Source organism: Roseicyclus amphidinii (assembly GCF_030163755.1).
Classification (GTDB): Bacteria; Pseudomonadota; Alphaproteobacteria; order Rhodobacterales; family Rhodobacteraceae; genus Roseicyclus; species Roseicyclus amphidinii.
In genome coordinates this window covers 1-18,925 of sequence record NZ_JASJOE010000018.1, presented here as the reverse complement: position 1 = coordinate 18,925, position 18,925 = coordinate 1, and the positions used below count along the sequence as shown (strand labels likewise).

At 66.8% G+C, this 18,925-nt stretch carries 8 protein-coding genes, 1 tRNA gene and 1 rRNA gene; 5 read left to right on the top strand and 5 right to left on the bottom strand.

Annotation, left to right across the window (positions count from 1 at the left end; translation table 11 throughout):
* Positions 1-3 precede the first annotated feature (3 nt).
* Positions 4-1,002, bottom strand: coding sequence for a Gfo/Idh/MocA family protein (locus QQK83_RS08250; protein ID WP_284263292.1), 999 nt, complete (start codon positions 1,000-1,002; stop codon positions 4-6).
* Positions 1,003-1,181: 179 nt separating this feature from the next.
* Positions 1,182-4,292: a Hint domain-containing protein gene (locus QQK83_RS08245; RefSeq protein WP_284263291.1), complete on the bottom strand. Its 3,111-nt coding sequence runs from the start codon at positions 4,290-4,292 to the stop codon at positions 1,182-1,184.
* 1,218 nt (positions 4,293-5,510) lie between these two features.
* Here QQK83_RS08245 and QQK83_RS08240 point away from each other — a divergent pair.
* Complete coding sequence (locus tag QQK83_RS08240; protein ID WP_284263289.1) at positions 5,511-13,406, top strand: Hint domain-containing protein; 7,896 nt, start codon at positions 5,511-5,513, stop codon at positions 13,404-13,406.
* A gap of 429 nt (positions 13,407-13,835) precedes the next feature.
* On the top strand, positions 13,836-14,369 hold the full coding sequence (locus tag QQK83_RS08235; protein WP_284263287.1) for a GntR family transcriptional regulator: 534 nt from the start codon (positions 13,836-13,838) through the stop codon (positions 14,367-14,369).
* Positions 14,370-14,493: 124 nt separating this feature from the next.
* Here the strand turns inward: QQK83_RS08235 and QQK83_RS08230 are convergent, their stop codons facing one another.
* Positions 14,494-14,790, bottom strand: a complete 297-nt coding sequence (locus tag QQK83_RS08230; RefSeq protein WP_284263285.1) for a hypothetical protein — start codon at positions 14,788-14,790, stop codon at positions 14,494-14,496.
* Between the two features lie 96 nt (positions 14,791-14,886).
* Here QQK83_RS08230 and QQK83_RS08225 point away from each other — a divergent pair, with 96 nt between their 5' ends.
* From QQK83_RS08225 to QQK83_RS08215, 3 genes are all read left to right on the top strand, one after another.
* Positions 14,887-15,273, top strand: a complete 387-nt coding sequence (locus QQK83_RS08225; RefSeq protein WP_284263283.1) for a hypothetical protein — start codon at positions 14,887-14,889, stop codon at positions 15,271-15,273.
* Between the two features lie 318 nt (positions 15,274-15,591).
* A complete protein-coding gene (gene uxaC / locus QQK83_RS08220; RefSeq protein WP_284263282.1) occupies positions 15,592-16,983 on the top strand; it encodes a glucuronate isomerase in 1,392 nt (463 codons plus the stop codon).
* Positions 16,984-17,148: 165 nt separating this feature from the next.
* On the top strand, positions 17,149-18,621 hold the full coding sequence (locus tag QQK83_RS08215) for a mannitol dehydrogenase family protein (protein ID WP_284263363.1): 1,473 nt from the start codon (positions 17,149-17,151) through the stop codon (positions 18,619-18,621).
* Positions 18,622-18,671: 50 nt separating this feature from the next.
* Here the strand turns inward: QQK83_RS08215 and QQK83_RS08210 are convergent.
* Positions 18,672-18,748: transfer RNA gene (locus QQK83_RS08210), tRNA-Met, on the bottom strand.
* Between the two features lie 83 nt (positions 18,749-18,831).
* Positions 18,832-18,925, bottom strand: a 5S ribosomal RNA gene (gene rrf / locus QQK83_RS08205); the annotation flags it as partial.

Here is an 18,925-nt window from a genome sequence, read left to right as displayed (position 1 = left end):
CACTCAGATCCCGCCGTAATCGACCGCGACGCGGCGCCCCGTTCGAGCTGCCTCGGCCACCGCCTCCGCGACGGCCAGCGACTTCACGCCATCCACCCCATCGGCCGAGGGGCGGCCCCGGCCCGCGACAGCCTCGCCAAACAGGGTGACAGCCCGCGCGTAAAGGTCGTGGTCGGAGAAAGGCAGCGCCGTTTCCTCACCAGACCGACGCAGGATGACCTCGCCCACCGGGTTCTGGGTCATGACGTTGCGGGCCACGATGGACCCCTCGGTGCCGTGCAGCTCGAACCCGGTGGCGGCATGGGCGTGGGTGAAACTTTCGTGCGTCTGCACCATCACGCCCGAGGGCATCGTCCAGACCGACATGCAGCTGTCCTCCACCCCCTTGCCGAGGCCCGACTGGCCCGCCATCGCAACGACCTCGGCCGGATCCTCGCCAAGGTGGAAGCGGACCGTATCCGCATCATGCACGACGATATCGGGAATGATCCCCCCGCCCGCGGCGGGATTGTCGAGCCGCCAGCCCTGAAGAACCGGTGGCAGGTAGACCGCGTGAAAGACACGCGCCGACAGAACCTCGCCGATGCGACCCTCGGCGACGGCCTGCCGGATGGCGATGTGGCTGCCCGCGTTGCGAAGGTGGTGGTTGGTGGCAAAGACGAGGCCCGCCCGCTCGGCGGCGCGCACCATCTCGACGGCGTCAGCGACGGTCATGGCCAGCGGCTTTTCGCACAGGACATGCTTGCCCGCAGCGATCGCGGCCATGGCCTGCGCATGGTGCTTTTCGTTGGTGGTCGAGATGTAGACGGCATCGACCTCGGCGTCGGCGAGCAGGCTGTCCAAGTCGCTTACACCGCGCGCGATGCCGTGTTCGGCGGCATAGGCCGCGGCGCGCCCGGCATCGGAACTGAGGACCGAGACGACCTCGCCTCCGGTCGCCCGAAAAGCCGCGATCATGCGCGTCGCCGCGATATGGCTTGCGCCGACAAGACCCCAACGCATGGTTTCCCCCTCCCGTCTGAAGCGCGTCGGCGACCCGCGGCCAACGCTGTTCTCCGGCATTCTGGATCGTTCCAATAGCCAAGTCAACGGCCAGAATACGCGGCCTTGGCCGCGTTAGGGGTGCGACGCCGCACGGTCTCTGCACGGTCTTGGTGATCAGGGCGGCATCGCCGCGCCGATCACGCCGCCGTCAGCTGCGGGGCATGCCGCTCGGCGCCGTAGACCTGCAGCAGCGGCATGTCGTTCTTCGCGTGCCGCGCAGCGAGGGTTTTCGCCTGTTTCCCGTCGATGATCTGGCGGCAGGGCTCCAGCGCGGTGTCGGACAGGGCAAGGTGCGGGAACAGCGTCACGATTTCCTCCCAGGCCTCCCCGTTCAGGGATTTGCGGGCCTGCGGACCCAGAAGCAGGCTTTCGCTGGGAACGCCGTTCGAAAAGACAACCTCGTGCCGGTCGAACAGCAGGTGATAATAGGTCACTTCAGAGATGTCCTCGGCCCGCGCGATCCCCAGCGATCCCACCAGCTTCACGGCGGGGACCAGCACCTCGTCTTGGCCGGACATGCGTTTCGCAATGCGCGAGGCGACCATCACGCGGTGTTGCGGCGACAGGATGAGGTCGGCGGTCTGATCGTCCAGGCCGGTCGCCTGCCGCGGAATGCGGATCGGGCGCAGCTTGGGATTGCGCTCCATCTCGGCGGCGTCCACGTGGCGCGAGCCGATCCAGCGCAGCGGCTGCAAGCCGCGATCCAGCGTCCGGACCAGGTCGCCCGGCTGCAAATCCTCGACCGGCACGTCGCCTTTCGCGGTGGCGATGCGTGTGCCGGCGGCAAAGCAGACCACGCCGACATTCTCGAAGGTCAGCTGGTCCGAGTCCACGCCAAGCAGTTGCACACCGCCCGCCGCGTCGAGGATGCCGTCGGCATTGTCCGCCTTCAGCCAGGCCAGCGCGTTGTTGAAGGTCTGGGTGGGGTTGGCGGTGTTGAAATCCGAAAGGGTCGCGGCATTGTAGAACCCGGACAGGTCCACGAAGTCGTTGTCTTCGTTGCCGCCGCCGGTCACGCCCGTGACGGCGTCGAAGTCGGTGATGACATCGGCGGTTCCGTCCACGACGAACACATCCGCCCCGGCGCCCCCGGTGAGCGTGTCGGCACCTGCGCCGCCCTCGAGCGTGTCGCGGCCAAGGCCTCCGTCCAGGACATCGTCGCCGCCCCAGCCACTGAGCTGATCGTCGCCATCGCCACCCGACAGGCTGTCGTCGCCGTCGCCGCCAAGTATCTCGTCATTCCCGGCATCGCCCGACAGGATGTCGTTGCCGCCATCGCCCGACAGGAAGTCGTCGCCGGCACCGCCGGTGACCGTATCGTTGCCCGCGCCGCCGAAGACGAAATCGGCGCCGTCACCGGTGTCGATGCTGTCGTTGCCGATGCCTCCGTCGATCTCGTCATCGCCGGCGCCGCTGATGATCGTCACGTTTCCGGTGGCGGAACTTGCGGCGATGACGTCGTTTCCGGCGCCGGTCTCGAGGATTTCGATCCCCGAGAAATTCGCCGTCGAGCTGCCGTCCGAGATCGTGCCGGCATCGAAAAAGGCCGTGACGTCGCCCGTCAGCGCCGAGGCGTCCAGCCTGTCGCCGACCGTTTCGTCCGTGTCGCCGCCGGTGATGACATCGCTGCCGAACCCGTCGGTCAGGATGATGACGTCATCGCCCGCACCGCCGTCGATGGTGTCGGCACCGGCACCCCCGATCAGGACATCGTCGCCCATCTCGCCGAAGATCCGGTCGTCGTTGCCGCCCGCCACGGGCGTCACGAGGATATTGTCGATCTTGACGTCGGTGCTGACCGTGCCGGTCGAGTCCGGGTTGCTGAACCGGATCGTGGCCGTATCGGTCGTCGCCGTGAAGGACAGCGTCAGGGCCTGGCTGCTGCCGTTCGCAATCACGGTGGTCTGGGTGGCGATCACCACGCCATTGGCATCGATGACCTGGGCCACCAGCGTGTGACTTGCCACGGCGCTGCCGAATTCAAGCGCGTCATAGGACAGGGTGTAGCCCTGGCCGGTCTCGACCGTGACCACCTGGGATGCCGTGCCGCCGATGCCCGTGTTCGAGGCATTGAACGCCAGTTCGCCATCATAGACGAAAGTGCCCGACCCGGTGACGGTCCAGCCGACGGCATTGGTGTCGAAGGTGCCGTTCTGAACCGTGACCGGCGACGCCTCCGGCGCGTCGCCCTCGATCGTGTCGTTGCCCTCGCCACCATAGATGACGTCGTTGCCCCCACCGGCGAGGATGAGATCGTCACCCGCGTTGCCGAAGATCGTGTCGTTGCCCTGCGTGATGGCATCGCCGTCGCTGTCGGCATAACCGACCGACATGGTTTCGCCGGTGTCGGCCCCATCGACGCTGTCGGTGAGGATCGTCTCGATCCCCTCGAAACTCAGGGTGGAACCGTCCTGGAAGGTGACGATGCCGCGGGTCGCGCCCGCATCGTCGGGGTCGACCTCTTGCGTGATGAGAACCGGCCCGGTGCCGCGCAAGTCGAGCGTGTCGTTGTCGAGCGTGCCTTCGGCGCCGCCGGACACCACGTCGCCGCTGCCGTCGGTCGCCGGGTTCTCGCTCGTGATGAAAGGGTTGTCGAACAGGATGATGTCATCGCCGGCACCGCCGAGGATGGTATCCGCCCCGGCACCCCCGCCGATCGTGTCATTCCCGGCACCGCCCGAGATCTGGTCGTCGCCTTCGTCACCATACAGGATGTCGCCGCCGTCGCCGCCCAGCACCGTGTCATTGCCGAAACCGGCACCGACGAAATCGTTGCCCGCGCCCACGTCGATGAAATCGGCGTTGCCGTCGGCCCCGTCGCGGGCATCGCCCTGGGCGTCAACGAAACCACCGACGACGATGTCGTCGCCCGATGTGCCATCGACCACGTAGTTTCCATAGACGGCGTCGATCTCGAACAGGTCCTGCGCGGCCGTGACCGTCAGAAGCGGCGTGATGCCGGTGTTCGGATCGGGGTCGCTGTCGATGCCGCTATCGCCCAGCCCGGACTGCGCAAGCCGCAGGTCATCGGCACTGGTGGGAAAGACCACGCGGTAACTTCCCGCGGCCAGACCGGTGAAGCTGTAGATACCGACACTGTCCGTCGTCGTGGTCGCAATGACCGTGCCGTTGGAATCCACAAGTTGTATGGTCTGACCGGCAATGCCGGGATCGAAGCTTCCGCTGCCGTTGGATTCGGTCTTGTCGAGATTGACGTCGGTGACGATGCGGCCGTTGATCGTCGCCATGTCAGCGCCCCCCGCCCGGCACGTGGCCCGGCACGGTCAGCTCAACCGCGCCGCGGCACCGGCCGCCGCACCGGGCGAGCCCGGCCTGCGGAACCTGCGGAGGTGTGTCTACACCGGCGATCGACATCTCGAACCTTTTACCAAGCGAACTGGAAACAAACCGTCTTGGAAACGGGTGACATGCGACCTAGGCGAAAATATGGCACTTGAATCAACGTTGCTCGAATTCCGGCCAAACGCCCGCACGGGGGTGCGACGACTGGCACCCTGCCGCGCCCGGCGCGCCCCGGCATGATCCGACGACACGATTCGCGCAGAATCGCCCGAGGTGGGCCGCCCTGCCCGCCAAACCGTGTAAAGTTTTCGCAAGATCGAGGCATTGAAGCGCAGCAGCGAACAATGCCAACCGGCCTCTGACGGTGCCGGGTCAATGTCTTCCCCTACGTCATGATCGACAGCCATTGTTGAGGAATTCGGCAACAGTCCGGGGGTAGATGCTTGTTTTCACGCGAACTGTTTCCACTGGCTGGACAGCCGGTGTCTCGATGCCGGGTCCAGGACCACTCATCGACCGGATCGAAAGGATCAGATGTCACTCGAAAGAGATCACTTTCGAAATTTCTTCTTTGCGCGCACCGGTTGTCGGGATAAAACCCGAGGGCCTGCTGGGGGGCGGATACTACTTTCGACTGGGGTGACGGCACATCGGGCTACGGTCCGGGGTGCGCAGCCGTGGCTTGACAGCCATCGGTGCAGGTCATCCCGGATGCTGCGTGACGTGCACATTCCCTCGCGTGGCACCCGGTTGTAGTCCGCCATTGACGACCTTGAGTCTGCGAGTCTGCCGACCCTGTGTCTTCGATCCCTTCATCAGGTGGTGAACCAGCGGGAAACCGCGTGGGGCATCCGTGCGTAACGAAGAATGGTAACGGAGCGGCCCGAAGTGGTCGCCTGTGGGTTGAGTGGTTTGATGACGGGCGCGCCCCTATCCTCGCAATTGACCGGTCGGCAGGCCGGCCGGACACGGTCACCGCACCTGTTCCGGACTGCCGCAGCGCATGGCCGGCCCGCGGTGCAAGACCGCACTTCCACGACATTCCGAGCATACCCTGCCAGAGTATCGGGCTTCACCAAGCCGCTGCTCGAAACCGTGCATGGGTGCCCTGAAGGGGCATCCGCAGTGTTGTCCAAGACGATTGAAACGACGGAGTTCTGACCATGGCCCAAATTCTTGGACGCATCTTCGAGGACGGCAATCTCGACTTTACCGAGAACAACGGCAGTGGCGGCTTCGACCTCGGCATTCCCGGCGTTCAGGTCACGTTGCTTGACCGGTTCGGCACCGTTCTGCAGACCACCTTCACCGATGCCAACGGCAATTACATCTTCACCAACGTGGCTGTCGGGGAATACCGCATCCAGGTGCCGACACAGATCGGCGACCGGACGCTCGCCCAACAGGACGTGGGCGGGGACTTCCGCGCCGACAGCGATGCGAGCGCGAACGGCCTGACGGATGTCCTGGTCATCTCGGACATCAACCAGAGCCTCGAAGAGGTCGATGTCGGATACGGGGTCTATCCCGACCTGATCGTGGACGGCACGAACGACGGCGACCTGATCGCGGTGGGCACCTTCACCGACAGCGACAGCGATGTCGTCACCGCCGGCAACGACACGATCATGGGCAACGGCGGCGATGACCAGATCTTCGCCTCGACCGGCAACGACCTTGCCGAAGGCGGCACCGGCCAGGATTTCGTCGCGGGCGAAGACGGCAACGACACGCTTTTCGGTGACAATGCCGACGGTTCGGTCGGCGAAGGCCTGCCGAACCTGATCGTCAACGGCTCCTTCGAGGACACCACCGGCCTTACGACGCAATCCTTCGGCTTCACGGGTGCAGGCAGCATTCCGGGCTGGACCTCCATCGACCCGACAGACACGCTCGAAGTCTACAACGTCAACGGAGAGGTTGCCCCCTCGGAGGTCGCCAGCGATGGGTCCAACGCCCTCGACATGGGCGAATCCCCCGGCAACATCGGCATTTTCCAGGATATTCCGAACCTCCTGGCCGGCGAGATCTATCGCCTGAACTTCGACCTGTTCGACAGTGCCAACCTTGCGGATGGCAACGCCATCGAGGTGTTCTTCGGCGGCCAGTCCGTCGGCATCTTCAACCCGGTCAACAATGCCACCTGGCAGACCTTCTCGGCCAACCTTGTCGGCGGATCGGGCGACGGCAGTGACCGGCTCGAGTTCCGGGGCCTCGGCCCCGAGGATGACATCGGCGTCGGCCTCGACAACATCATCCTGCAGCCCTTCTCGGCACCCGCAATCGACGCGGCGCTTGCGACAACCTCGGGCGACGGGCTTGACGGCGGGGCCGGTGACGACCTGCTGGTCGGCGGCGTCGGCGATGACAACGTCGTCGGTGGCGACGGCAACGACACGCTGTTCGGCGACAAGGGCGACTCGGCCACGCGGGTCTTCGGGTTCGAGAACCCGCCGAACCTGATCTACAACGGCTCGTTCGAGAACTTCGACGGCCTGCGGCAAACCCCGACCGGCTTTGCCGGCGATGGCGCGGTTCCGGGCTGGATCACGGTCACCCCCGACCAGGCGATCGAGATCTTCAATTTCAACCCCGAAACGCCCGTCGCGGCCTCGGACGGCGATTTCGCCCTCGACATGGGCGCTTCGCCGGGCAACATCACCATCTTCCAGGACGTCCAGAACCTGGTCGCCGGTGAAGTCTACCGCCTGTCCTTCGACCTGTCGGACTCCGCCAACCTGCCCGACACCGGGACGGGGTCGAACGCCATCGAAGTCATCTTCGCCGGCCAGTCGCTCGGCGTGTTCAACCCGCAGAACGGCGTCGGTTTCCAGAGCTTCAACCTCGACCTCGTCGCAGGCTCGGGCGATGGCACCGACCGGCTGCAATTCGTCGGCCTCGGCACGGAAGACAACATCGGCGTCGCGCTCGACAACGTCCAGCTGCTCCCGACGTCGGACGCGGGGCTCGAGGCCGCCCTGTCGGCCAATGCGGGCGACGACACGCTTGACGGTGGCGCGGGCGACGACCTCATCTACGGCAACGGCGGCAACGACCTCGTGCTTGGCGGCACAGGCAACGACACGCTGCGCGGCCGCGAGGGCGACGATACGCTGTCCGGCGGCTCCGGCAGCGACAACATCCTCGGCGAAACCGGCAACGACCTGATCTTCGGCGGTGCCGGGGCGGATTTCCTGTCCGGTGGCGAAGGCAACGATACCTTCGCCCTGACGGACCCCTTCGTCAGCGATGACGCACCTGCCACGGACGGCGCGGGCGATACCGTTTCGGGCGGGGCCGAAGGCACGCTCGACAACGACGTGCTCGACCTGCGCGGCGCGGGCATCGTGACCATCGTGCAGGAAGCAGACCCGGACGATGCGGGCGCCTTCCGCGGCACGGTGACCTTCGCCGACGGCGGGGTTCTGAATTTCTCGGGGATCGAAACCATCCTGCGCGACCCTGACGGCGTGGTGGACGGGGCCGAAACCGCGCAATCCATGCCGGTCGGTTTCTCGGACGAGCAGGGCGATGTCATCACCGAAGGGTCGGACGTCGTGTTCGGCAACGGCGGCAATGACACGATCAGCACGGGCGGCGGTGATGATTTCGTCTCGGGCGGCACCGGCGACGATGTCGTCTCGGGTGGCACGGGCAACGACAACCTCAATGGCGACGACGGCAACGACAGCCTGTCGGGCGACGTGGGCGACGACCAGGTCTTCGGCGGCAGCGGAAATGACACGCTGCTTGGCGGTGACGGCGCGGACCTGCTGGCCGGTGGCGTGGGCGATGACCAGCTCTTCGGCGAAGCGGGCAACGACGACCTGCGCGGCGAGGACGGCAACGACTTCATCTCGGCGGATATCGGTGACGACTTCGCCGAGGGCGGCGCAGGCAACGACACGATCAGCGGCGACGCCGGCAACGACGACCTGCGCGGCGACGCGGGCGCGGACCAGCTCTTCGGCGGCGACGGCAACGACACCCTGCGCGGCGGCGATGACAACGACCTTCTGAACGGCGGTCTGAACGACGACCAGCTCTTCGGCGACGCAGGCGACGACACTCTGAACGGGGACGACGGCAACGATTTCGTCTCGGGTGGCCTCGGCAACGATATCGTGTCGGGTGGCACGGGCAACGACAACCTCAACGGCGACGACGGCAACGACAGCCTGTCGGGCGACGCGGGCGACGACCAGGTCTTCGGCGGCAGCGGCAACGACACGCTGCTGGGCGGTGACGGCGCGGACCTGCTCGCCGGTGGCGTGGGCGACGACCAGCTCTTCGGTGAGATCGGCAACGACGACCTGCGCGGCGAGGATGGCAACGACTTCCTCTCCGGCGGTGACGGCGACGATTTCCTCGAGGGCGGCAACGGCGACGACACCGTCAACGGCGACGCGGGCAACGACGACCTGCGCGGCGAGGCGGGCAATGACCAGCTGTTCGGCGGCGACGGCGACGACCAGCTGCGCGGCGGGACCGGCAACGACATCCTGAACGGTGGCACCGGCAACGACTTCATCGACGGTGGCGAAGGCGCGGACCAGGTCTTTGCCGGAACGGGCAACGACAGCATCGTGCTGGGCGCAGGCGACACCGCGCAAGGCGAGGATGGCGACGACACCTTCACCGTCGACCCGCTCCTCGGCGGCAGCGATCCGATCACGATCGTGGGCGGCGAAACCGGCGAAACCAACGGCGACACGCTCGACCTGCGTGCCCTGCCCTCGGCGACCATCGTCTATGACACCAGCGATCCGACCTTCGACCCGGTCACGGGCACATCGGAAAGCGGGACGGTGACCTATACCAACGCCAACGGCGACCCGGTCACGATCAATTTCAGCGAAATCGAAACCGTCCTCACCAACACCGACGGTGCCTTCGACGGCACCGAAAACGGCGACACGGTCGGCCTGGGGTCGACAGATGCGCAGGGCGATCCGATCACCGACGGCGCGGATCTCATCCTCGGCAACGGCGGCGACGACAACATCAGCGCGGCCGGCGGCAACGACACCGTCGATGCCGGCACCGGCGACGACACCATCTCCGGTGGACTGGGCGACGACCAGGTCTTCGGCGGCCTGGGCAACGACAATGTCGATGGCGGTGACGGCAACGACAGCGTCATGGGCGGCGCAGGCAACGATGTCCTGCGCGGTGAGGCCGGCGACGACACCATCATGGGTGGCGACAACGACGACTTCATCGACGGGGGCCTCGGCGACGACAACCTGGCCGGCGGAACCGGGAACGACACGATCACCGGTCATTCCGGCAACGACATCCTGTCCGGCGACGAAGGCGACGACACGCTCGGCGGCGGTGCCGACAACGACACCGTCTCCGGCGGTGACGGGAACGACTCGCTCTCGGGCGACACCGGAAACGACGTGGTCTCTGGCGGTGCCGGCCTCGACACGGTTCTGGGCAACGAAGGCGACGACACGCTGTCCGGTGGCGAAGGCAACGACACCCTCTCCGGCGGCGAGGGCAACGACCTGCTCGAGCTGGGCGCAGGCGACGCGGCGCAGGGCGATGGCGGCGACGACATCTTCACCTTCGACCCGACGCTGACCGGCGCGGACCCGATCAGCGTGGTCGGCGGCGAATCCGGCGAAACCAACGGCGACACGCTGGACCTGCGCGGTCTCGGGCCGGTCACCGTGGTCTACGACACGTCCGACCCGACGTTTGACCCGGCCACCGGCACGGGCGAAAGCGGGACCGCGACCTATACCAACGCCAATGGCGATCCGGTCACGATCACCTTCAGCGAGATCGAAAACGTCCTGAGCGACCCCGATGGCGTGGTCGACGGCACGCCTTCGAACGACTCGATCAATGTCGGCTTCACCGATCCCCAGACGGATCAGGTCACCAACGGTGCAGACGTGATCGAGAGCGGCGCGGGCGATGACGCGGTCAATGCCGGCGGTGGCAATGACACGATCGACGCGGGCACGGGCGACGACTTCGTCGACGGCGGCTTCGGCGATGACGTCGTGTTCGGCGGTGAGGGCAGTGACGACCTCGCGGGGAATTTCGGCAATGACACGCTCGATGGCGGCGTGGGCGACGACATCCTTTCGGGTGACGACGGGAACGACAGCATCCTCGGTGGCGATGGCAACGACCTCATCCTCGGCGGCGACGGGGATGACACGCTGCTCGGCGGCACGGGCGCGGATGCGATCACCGGCGGTCTCGGCGGCGACCAGATCGACGGCGGCGCAGGCGACGACACCCTCGTCGTCGGGGGCACGGACAATGCGGTCGGCGGCAGCGGCGACGATCTCTTCTTCCTCGACGGCGCCGACACGACGACCAATGTCAACGCGACGATCGATGGCGGCTCGGACGGCACCGATGGCAACCCGGACGGCCCCGAGAACGGCGACGCGGGCGACATCCTCGACCTGACCGCCGAGGCGGATCCCGTGACCGTCGCATTCGGCGCGGATGGCGAAAGCGGCACGGTCGACGGGATCGACACGGTCACCGGCGATACCGACATCACCTTCGCCGAGATCGAGAACCTCCTGACCGGCGACGGCAACGACACCATCGACGGCGCGGCCGCGACCGGCCCGCTCGACGTGGACGCAGGCGCAGGCGACGACAGCGTCACCGGCGGCGCGGGCAACGATGACCTGACGGGCGGCCTCGGCAACGACGCGCTGGACGGCGGCGCAGGTGACGACACGCTCGACGGTGGCGACGGCAACGACACGCTCGCAGGGGGCGACGGCAACGACAGCCTCGCAGGCGGCGCAGGTGACGACACGCTCGACGGCGGCGACGGCAACGACACGCTCGCAGGCGGCGACGGCAACGACGACCTGGTCGGCGGTGCAGGCGACGACCTCCTCGAGGGCGGTGCGGGCTCCGACACGCTTGCAGGCGGTGCGGGTGCCGATACGCTGGATGGTGGTGACGGCGACGACAACATCCTGGTGGCTGGGGGGGATATCGTCCTCGGCGGCGCGGGTGACGATGTCTTCACCTTCGACCCGACCGCCACGCAAGGCCCCGCCACGATCAGCGTGGATGGCGGCGAGACGGGCGAAGACCTGACCGATCCGACCAACGGCGGTGACGGCGATGTCCTCGACCTGCGAGGCCTCGACAATGTCGTGGTGACGCCGGATGCGGTCGATCCCGAAGCGGGCGTTGCGACCTACACGGATGCCAACGGCGATACCGTCACCATCAACTATACCGGTATCGAAGAGATCCTGGTGAGTGCGGACGGGGTCGTGGACGGCACGGCCGTGGACGACCTGCTGCGGGTCGGTTTCAGCGATCCGCAGGGCGATCAGATCGACGGGGCCGATGGCCTGAACGACGTGATCGACGCGGCGGGCGGGAATGACACGGTCGAAGCGGGCCTTGGCGATGACAGCGTCATCGGCGGCACCGGCGACGATGTGCTGGCCGGCGGCGCGGGCAATGACACGCTGGACGGTGGCGCAGATGATGATGCGCTGGACGGCGGCGACGGGACCGACAACCTCCTGGGTGGGGATGGTGCCGACACGCTGACGGGCGGCGCGGGCAATGACACGCTGGACGGTGGCGACGGCGATGACGTCATCGCGGTCGGCGGTGGCGACGTGGCCACGGGCGGCGCGGGCGATGATGTCTTCATCACCGATCCGAGCGATCCCGCGACCAACGTGCAGGTGACCGTCGATGGCGGCACCGATGGCACCGATGGCGCCGCGGGCGGACCCGAGAACGGCGACGCAGGCGACATCCTCGACCTGTCTTCGGCGACCGGGCCGCTTCAGGTGGGCTTCGATGCCGACCCGGAATCGGGCGGGGTGAACGGCGTGGATGGGGATATCTTCCCGGACATCGCCTTCAGCGAGATCGAGCAGGTCCTCACGGGTGCCGGCAATGACGTGATCGACGGCACGGCCGCGACCGGCCCGCTGAATGTCGATGCAGGCACCGGCGACGACACTGTCGACGGCGGCGCGGGCAACGATGTGCTTGCCGGTGGCGCGGGCGACGACGCGGTCGACGGCGGTGCAGGCGACGACACGCTCGCCGGTGGCGACGGCAATGACGCGCTGACGGGCGGCGACGGCAACGACGCGCTCGCAGGTGACGCGGGCGACGACACGCTGTCGGGCGGTGCGGGCGACGACGTCATCGACGGCGGCACCGGCAATGACACGCTCATCGGTGGCGCAGGGGCCGACAGCCTGTCGGGCGGCGACGGCAACGACCTCTTCGTGATCGACGGGCCGGCCGATGCGCAGGGCGATACGGTCGACGGTGGCAGCGGTGGCGATGATTTCGACACCCTCGACCTTGGCCCGTCGCGCTTCCGCATCGTGAACCAGGTGACCGACAGCGACGGCAACGGCACGGACGGGACGGTCGAGTATCTTGACGATCTCGGAAACGTCACCGGCACGCTCGACTTCACCAACATCGAGCAGATCATCTGCTTCACGCCGGGCACGCTGATCGCAACGCCCTACGGAAACCGGCCTGTCGAAGAGCTTCGGCCCGGCGACAAGGTGATCACGCGGGATGACGGCATCCAGGAACTGGCATGGGTCGGGGCGCGGAACCTCGGCGCAGCCGAGTTGGCGATGAACCCGAAGCTGCGGCCGGTCCTGATCCGCGCAGGCTCGCTGGGCTACGGCCTGCCCGAGCGTGACATGATGGTCAGCCCGAACCACCGGATGCTGATCCGCAGCGCGCAGGCCAGCCTCATGTTCGACGAACACGAGGTTCTGGCGGCGGCGAAGCACCTCACCGGTATTCCGGGGATCGAGAAGCAGGCCGTCGATGAGGTCACCTATGTCCACGTGATGTGCGAGCGGCACCAGGTGGTCCTGGCGAACGGGTCCTGGACCGAGAGCTTCCAGCCGGGCGACATGGCGATGGACGGGATCGACGCGGAGCAGCGGGAAGAACTGTTCTCGATCTTCCCGGACCTGCGCGAAGCCGAAGGCCGTGCCTCCTACGGGTCGGCGCGCAAGATCCTCAAGAGCTTCGAGGCAAAGATGCTCGCTTCGATGCGCTGAGACATCGGCGTTTCCTGTCAAAGCTCCGCGGCCCCCGATGGGGTCGCGGGGTTTCTTCTTCCGACACCCCCAGGGCGCTTTTCGGGTCCGATCGGCCGGCATGCCCGTGCCGTGTCGCGCCGACGGCGTTGATGTGGGCTGCTGCCGGTTTCGTGGGCATGACGGCAGGATCGAGGCGGTGAAGGTGCCGCGCACGCGAGATGTTTCAGACCCTCGGGCGTGCCGCGATCCGGAAAAGACCGAGCGCGACTTCGGCGCTGGATATGCGAAGCGACATGACGCCGCCCAAACCGGACAGCACCGCAGAGGACGTATACAAGGTCATTGCGGAAGACATCTGCACCAGCCGATTGAAAGCGCGCGACGCCGTGATCCTGGCGGACCTCGCAGGGACAGTTGAATGTAACGGCCCAGCTTGTCGATCAGGCGATGCTCTTGCAGCAGGTCGATGGTCTCGTGGAACAAGCGACCGCGCATGGCCTTCGCGTGACGCAGCTCGACATGGACGGCGTGCGGCATCATCACGCCATTCGAGGCGTGCTGGACGGGCTGGCAGCCCGTGAGGCCGCAAATCGCGCGCGCAGAGATCGTGAGGCAAGGCAGGTGCTGGAGACGGAGGGCCAGCAGATCATGCGCCTCGGGCACGCCGCAATGAGGTCCGGCGACGTGATCGAGTTGGTCCGGCAAGACGAAGCCTTGCACATAGTGTTATACAAGATGTCCGGGAACCCGTTTCTGGCAAAGACCGCCGGACCGCATTGGCGGGTTCTCCGCCGCGCGATGATCGAAACCCTGCGTCATGCGGATCTGCCGTGGGAGATCTGGCAGCAGCATGCCGAAAGTCTCGCCGCCGTCCTCGCCGGCGATGGTGCCGCGGCAGAAGAGCTGATGACCGCGCATTCGCTCGATGCGGCGGATTCCCTGCGCTCCTCCTATGCAAAACGGGGCGGGTCGGCCGCTTGATACACATTCCAACAGGGGTGGTGCCCACTGGCCACCGCGGTGCGTGTACGGATCAGCTCAGATGGCGGCGCATGGTCTCCAGCCGGTCGCTTCCGCCGGGTGAGGGCAGCTTTGCCCGGAAGATCTACGGACTGCTCCAGGTCGGTGCACAGCCGGCGAAGCGGTCAAGGAAACCGATGGCCGGTGACGGGTCTTGCGCGGTGTTTTCCCTGAAGCTCCACCACGTCCTCACATCGTTCAGCTCTTCGTCCGGTTGCTGCTTCTCGCCATAATCCGCGCGCAAGACCTCTCCCCGGACGCTGAGGCAGAACCCGACATAGAGGTAACCTTCGGGCCAGAATTGCGCCAGGTCGTTATCGGACGCCTTGTCCGCACGGGACTGGGCCATCGAAGGATTGTGCCGGATGAGCGCGCGCAGCATCAGGCCCGCCGGTGAGCGCGAGGACCGTTGCGAGTTACACCATCCCGCAGGACTTCATCGCATATCCCGTTCTTCTGGATCCCGCACCTGCCCGAGATGCTGATTTCAGGCAAGGAACGCGAGTTCTGGGAATTCTGGATCAAGGCCGAGACGTGGAACCCCAACGCGACCACCGAAGCGGCGTTGAACGAGTGGGTGTCCTGCCTCAAGGGGCCCGGCGGCCTGCGCGGAACGCTCGAAACCTACCGGGCTGCCTTCCGTAACGCCGAGATCGTGCGCAAGCTGCGCAAGGACAGGCTGACCCTTCCGATCATGACCGTCGGCGCGCCCGAATTCTTCGGCCTGCTGGTCGAGGAACCGATGACCCGCCTGTCCGCAGGTGTCGAAAGGGCCGCGGTCTTCGAGGAATGCGGCCACAGCCTCGCCCTCGAGGCCGAGGACCGGCTGGCGATCATGCTGAAGGACTTCATGCTCGAGGGATGACTTCCCCGGCGGATCGCTGGGCCGGATGTCATGCCGTCGTGGACGGATGGCCGGACGCAATGCCCGTCGATCCCGATTGCCTCGATCATGGTGGCAAGGTTGCCGTCGGTTCTCCTTTTTTTCGGCGGCGGCGGACTGCGCCGCGACACGCGAGGTCCGAGGGTGTCGGAGCTTGCCCGACCCGTCGCAAGGGGGATGCGAAATGGCCGCTCACCCTCGGCTGGCGCCGCGTCCTGTGGGGCTGGCCATCGCCACGCTGGTGCCCGAGGTGTCGCTTTTGCTGGCGCGCCTGTCGGCTGGCTACGGTATGTGAGGGGCATGACCCTGCTTCATCCCGACCGACTGTTCCCCGTCGACCCGACCACGCGCGCCATCGCCAGGTCACTGTTCGCCACCGTCGAGACTGCGCCGATCGTCTCGCCGCACGGGCATACCGATCCGCGCTGGTGGGGTGAGAACCCGGCCTTCGGGGATCCGGCGTCGCTGTTGGTGCAGCCCGACCACTACGTGCTCCGGATGCTGGTGAGTCAAGGCGTCACCTATGCCGAGCTTGGCATCGGGCCCGGCGCGGAACCCGATCCGCGCAAGGTCTGGCGCACCTTCGCCGCGCAGTACCACCTGTTCCGGGGCACGCCGTCGCGGCTCTGGTTAGACCATGCCCTGAGCGAGGTCTTCGGCATCCACGCCCGCCTGTCGCCGGAGACGGCGGACGCGGCCTATGACGCGATCGACGCAGCCCTCAAGACTGAGGCCTTCCGCCCCCGAGCGCTGTATGAACGTTTCGGGATCGAGGTTATCGCCACGACCGACAGCGCGCTCGACGATCTGGCCCAGCACCGCGCCGCGCGCGATGGCTGGACGGGCCGTGTCATTCCCACCTACAGGCCGGATGCGGTCGTCGACCCCGAGTTCGAGGGCTTTGCCGCCAACCTCGACCGGCTGGGCGCGATCACCGGCTGCGATACGGCGACCTGGGCGGGCTACCTGGAGGCGCACCGCCTGCGCCGCGCCTGTTTCATCGAGATGGGGGCCACCGCGACCGACCACGGCCACCCCACCGCCCGCACCGCCGACCTGGCGCAGTCCGACGCCGCGGCGCTGTTCGACCGGGTGCGCGGCGGCACCTGTTCGGCCGACGACGCCGAGCTGTTCCGCGCCCAGATGCTGACCGAGCATGCACGCATGTCCTGCGAGGACGGGCTGGTCATGCAGCTGCACGCGGGCGTGCACCGCAACCACAACACCGCCGTGTTCCGCGCGATCGGTCGGGACCGCGGCTTCGACATCCCGACGCAAGGCGCCTTCGTCGACGCGCTGAAGCCGCTTTTGAACGCGGTCGGCATGGACCCGCGCCTGCGCCTGATCCTGTTCACGCTGGACGAAGATACCTACGCGCGGGAACTGGCGCCGTTGGCCGGCGTCTGGCCCTGCCTGCGGCTGGGTCCGCCGTGGTGGTTTCACGACAGTTTCGAAGGCATGCGCCGCTTTCGGCAGCTGGCGACCGAGACCGCCGGTTTCGCCAATACCGCAGGCTTCAACGACGACACCCGCGCGCTGCTGTCGATCCCGGCGCGACACGACGTGGCCCGCCGCGTCGATTGCGCCTTTCTGGCCGAGCTGGTCACCAGCCATCGGCTCGACGAAGACGAAGCCTTTGCCATCGCCCCGCAGCTGGCGCACGGTCTGGCGCGCGCCGTCTACAACCTGTGACCGGAGGAAGAAGATGCCAAAGACCTGGCGCTGGGCCGGCCGCGTTGACCGCATCGTGCTGTGCGACGTCCGGGAATACGGCTGCCTCAACGCACCGGGCACACGCGCAACCGGGCGGCGCAAGAGACGCGCGGACCTGCACGCTCCATCCCACGGAGACACGACATGATCCCTTCGCCACTGCGCGACGATATCGGGACGGGCATCCTGCACCTTGGGCTGGGTGCCTTCCACCGCGCGCATCAGGCGGCCTATACGCAGGACGCCGTCGCAGTGGCGGGCGGCGACTGGGGGATCGAGGCCGTGTCGATGCGCAACCCTGCGCTGGCCGACGCCCTCACCGCGCAGGGTGGTCGCTATACGCTGATCGAACGGCATGCGGAGGGTCCCAGGCTTCTGGACATGTCCATCATCCGCAGGGCCTGGGCGCTGCCGGGCAACGCCGCGCGCCTGGTGGCGCGAATGGCGGACCCGTCCATCCGCATCGTCACGATCACCGTGACCGAAAAGGGCTATGGTGCCGATCTCGCGGCGCGGCGGCTGAACCGCGCGGATGCCGTCGTCGCCCATGACCTCGCCAATCGCGCCGCACCGCGCCAAAGCCTGGTCGGCCATCTCGTTGCCGGCCTCGCCGCGCGCCGCGACGCGGGGGCTAGCGGCCTCACGGTCATGTCCTGCGACAACCTTCCCGAAAACGGCACGCTCCTCGCCTGCCTCATCCGGGATTTCGCAGCCGAGGTTGACCCTGGCCTCGTCGACTGGATCGAACGGCATTGCCGCTTCCCCGACAGCATGGTCGACCGGATCACCCCGGCGGCAAACGAGGCGACATTCGCCATCGCCGAGGCGGCGCTTGGCTGCCCGGATCTTGGCGCGATCGAGACCGAGCCCTTCCGTCAATGGGTGATCGAGGACAATTTCGCCGGTCCGCGGCCCCAGTGGGAAACGGCAGGCGCGCAGCTGGTGCGAGATGTGGCGCCCTTCGAGATGATGAAACTGCGGCTGCTGAACGGGTCCCACTCCCTGATCGCCTATCTCGGCGCGCTGCGCGGTCTGCCTGCGGTGCGGGATGTCATGGCGAACGCCGAATTGGGCGCGGTGGTGCGGGTGTTCATGCGGCACGCGGCGGCAACCCTGCCCCCGAACCGCGGCCTCGATGCCGACGCCTACGCCGCCGCCTTGATCGCGCGTTTCGAAAACCGGGCCATCCAGCACCGCTGCCTGCAGATCGCGGCGGACGGCAGTCAGAAAATGCCGCAAAGGATCTTCGCACCGGCCAGAGAGCGGCTCGAGACCGGAGGCGACATCTCGGCATTCGCCCTCGCCACGGCGGCCTGGATCCGGTTCCTGCATGGACAAGACGAGACTGGCGCGCGGCTGGACATCAAGGACCCGCTCGCAGACCATCTGCGCAGGGCCCTGCAGGACGCTGGCTCGAAACCGCAGGCGCGCGTCGCCGCACTCGCCCGGGTACCGGGGTTGGCGCATGGGGGCGTTCTGGACAACCGGCGATTTGCCGAGCGCGTTGCGGCACTGCTCGAGGTGCTCGACGGAGACGGCACCATGGCAGCGGTCCGGGCAGCCACTCAGGATGATGCTGACGCGAACCGGCGTCCCGGAGGATCACGCGGTCACTGACGCTCCCGGCATGCGCGAGGTCATCTTGACGAGAGTTGGGAGTGAAAAATTGGTTGCGGGGACAGGATTTGAACCTGTGACCTTCAGGTTATGAGCCTGACGAGCTACCGGGCTGCTCCACCCCGCGCCAATTGCCGTGTGACGGATGTATGGTATCCGTCATGGGCTGTGTGATCGATCGTCTGAGAGATACTTGGTGTTTCTTTCTAGGTTTGGCGGTGACCTACTCTCCCACGTCTTGAGACGCAGTACCATTGGCGCGGTCGCACTTAACGGCCGGGTTCGGAAAGGGACCGGGTGTTTT

Bases quoted from the DNA above. Each gene is read 5' to 3' on its own strand.
- QQK83_RS08250 (WP_284263292.1), bottom strand. From the start codon at position 1,002: ATGCGTTGGGGTCTTGTCGGCGCAAGCCATATCGCGGCGACGCGCATG.
- QQK83_RS08225 (WP_284263283.1), top strand. From the start codon at position 14,887: ATGCTGATTTCAGGCAAGGAACGCGAGTTCTGGGAATTCTGGATCAAG.
- QQK83_RS08215 (WP_284263363.1), top strand. From the start codon at position 17,149: ATGATCCCTTCGCCACTGCGCGACGATATCGGGACGGGCATCCTGCAC.
- QQK83_RS08235 (WP_284263287.1), top strand. From the start codon at position 13,836: ATGCTCTTGCAGCAGGTCGATGGTCTCGTGGAACAAGCGACCGCGCAT.
- QQK83_RS08230 (WP_284263285.1), bottom strand. From the start codon at position 14,790: ATGCTGCGCGCGCTCATCCGGCACAATCCTTCGATGGCCCAGTCCCGT.
- QQK83_RS08240 (WP_284263289.1), top strand. From the start codon at position 5,511: ATGGCCCAAATTCTTGGACGCATCTTCGAGGACGGCAATCTCGACTTT.
- uxaC (WP_284263282.1), top strand. From the start codon at position 15,592: ATGACCCTGCTTCATCCCGACCGACTGTTCCCCGTCGACCCGACCACG.
- QQK83_RS08245 (WP_284263291.1), bottom strand. From the start codon at position 4,292: ATGGCGACGATCAACGGCCGCATCGTCACCGACGTCAATCTCGACAAG.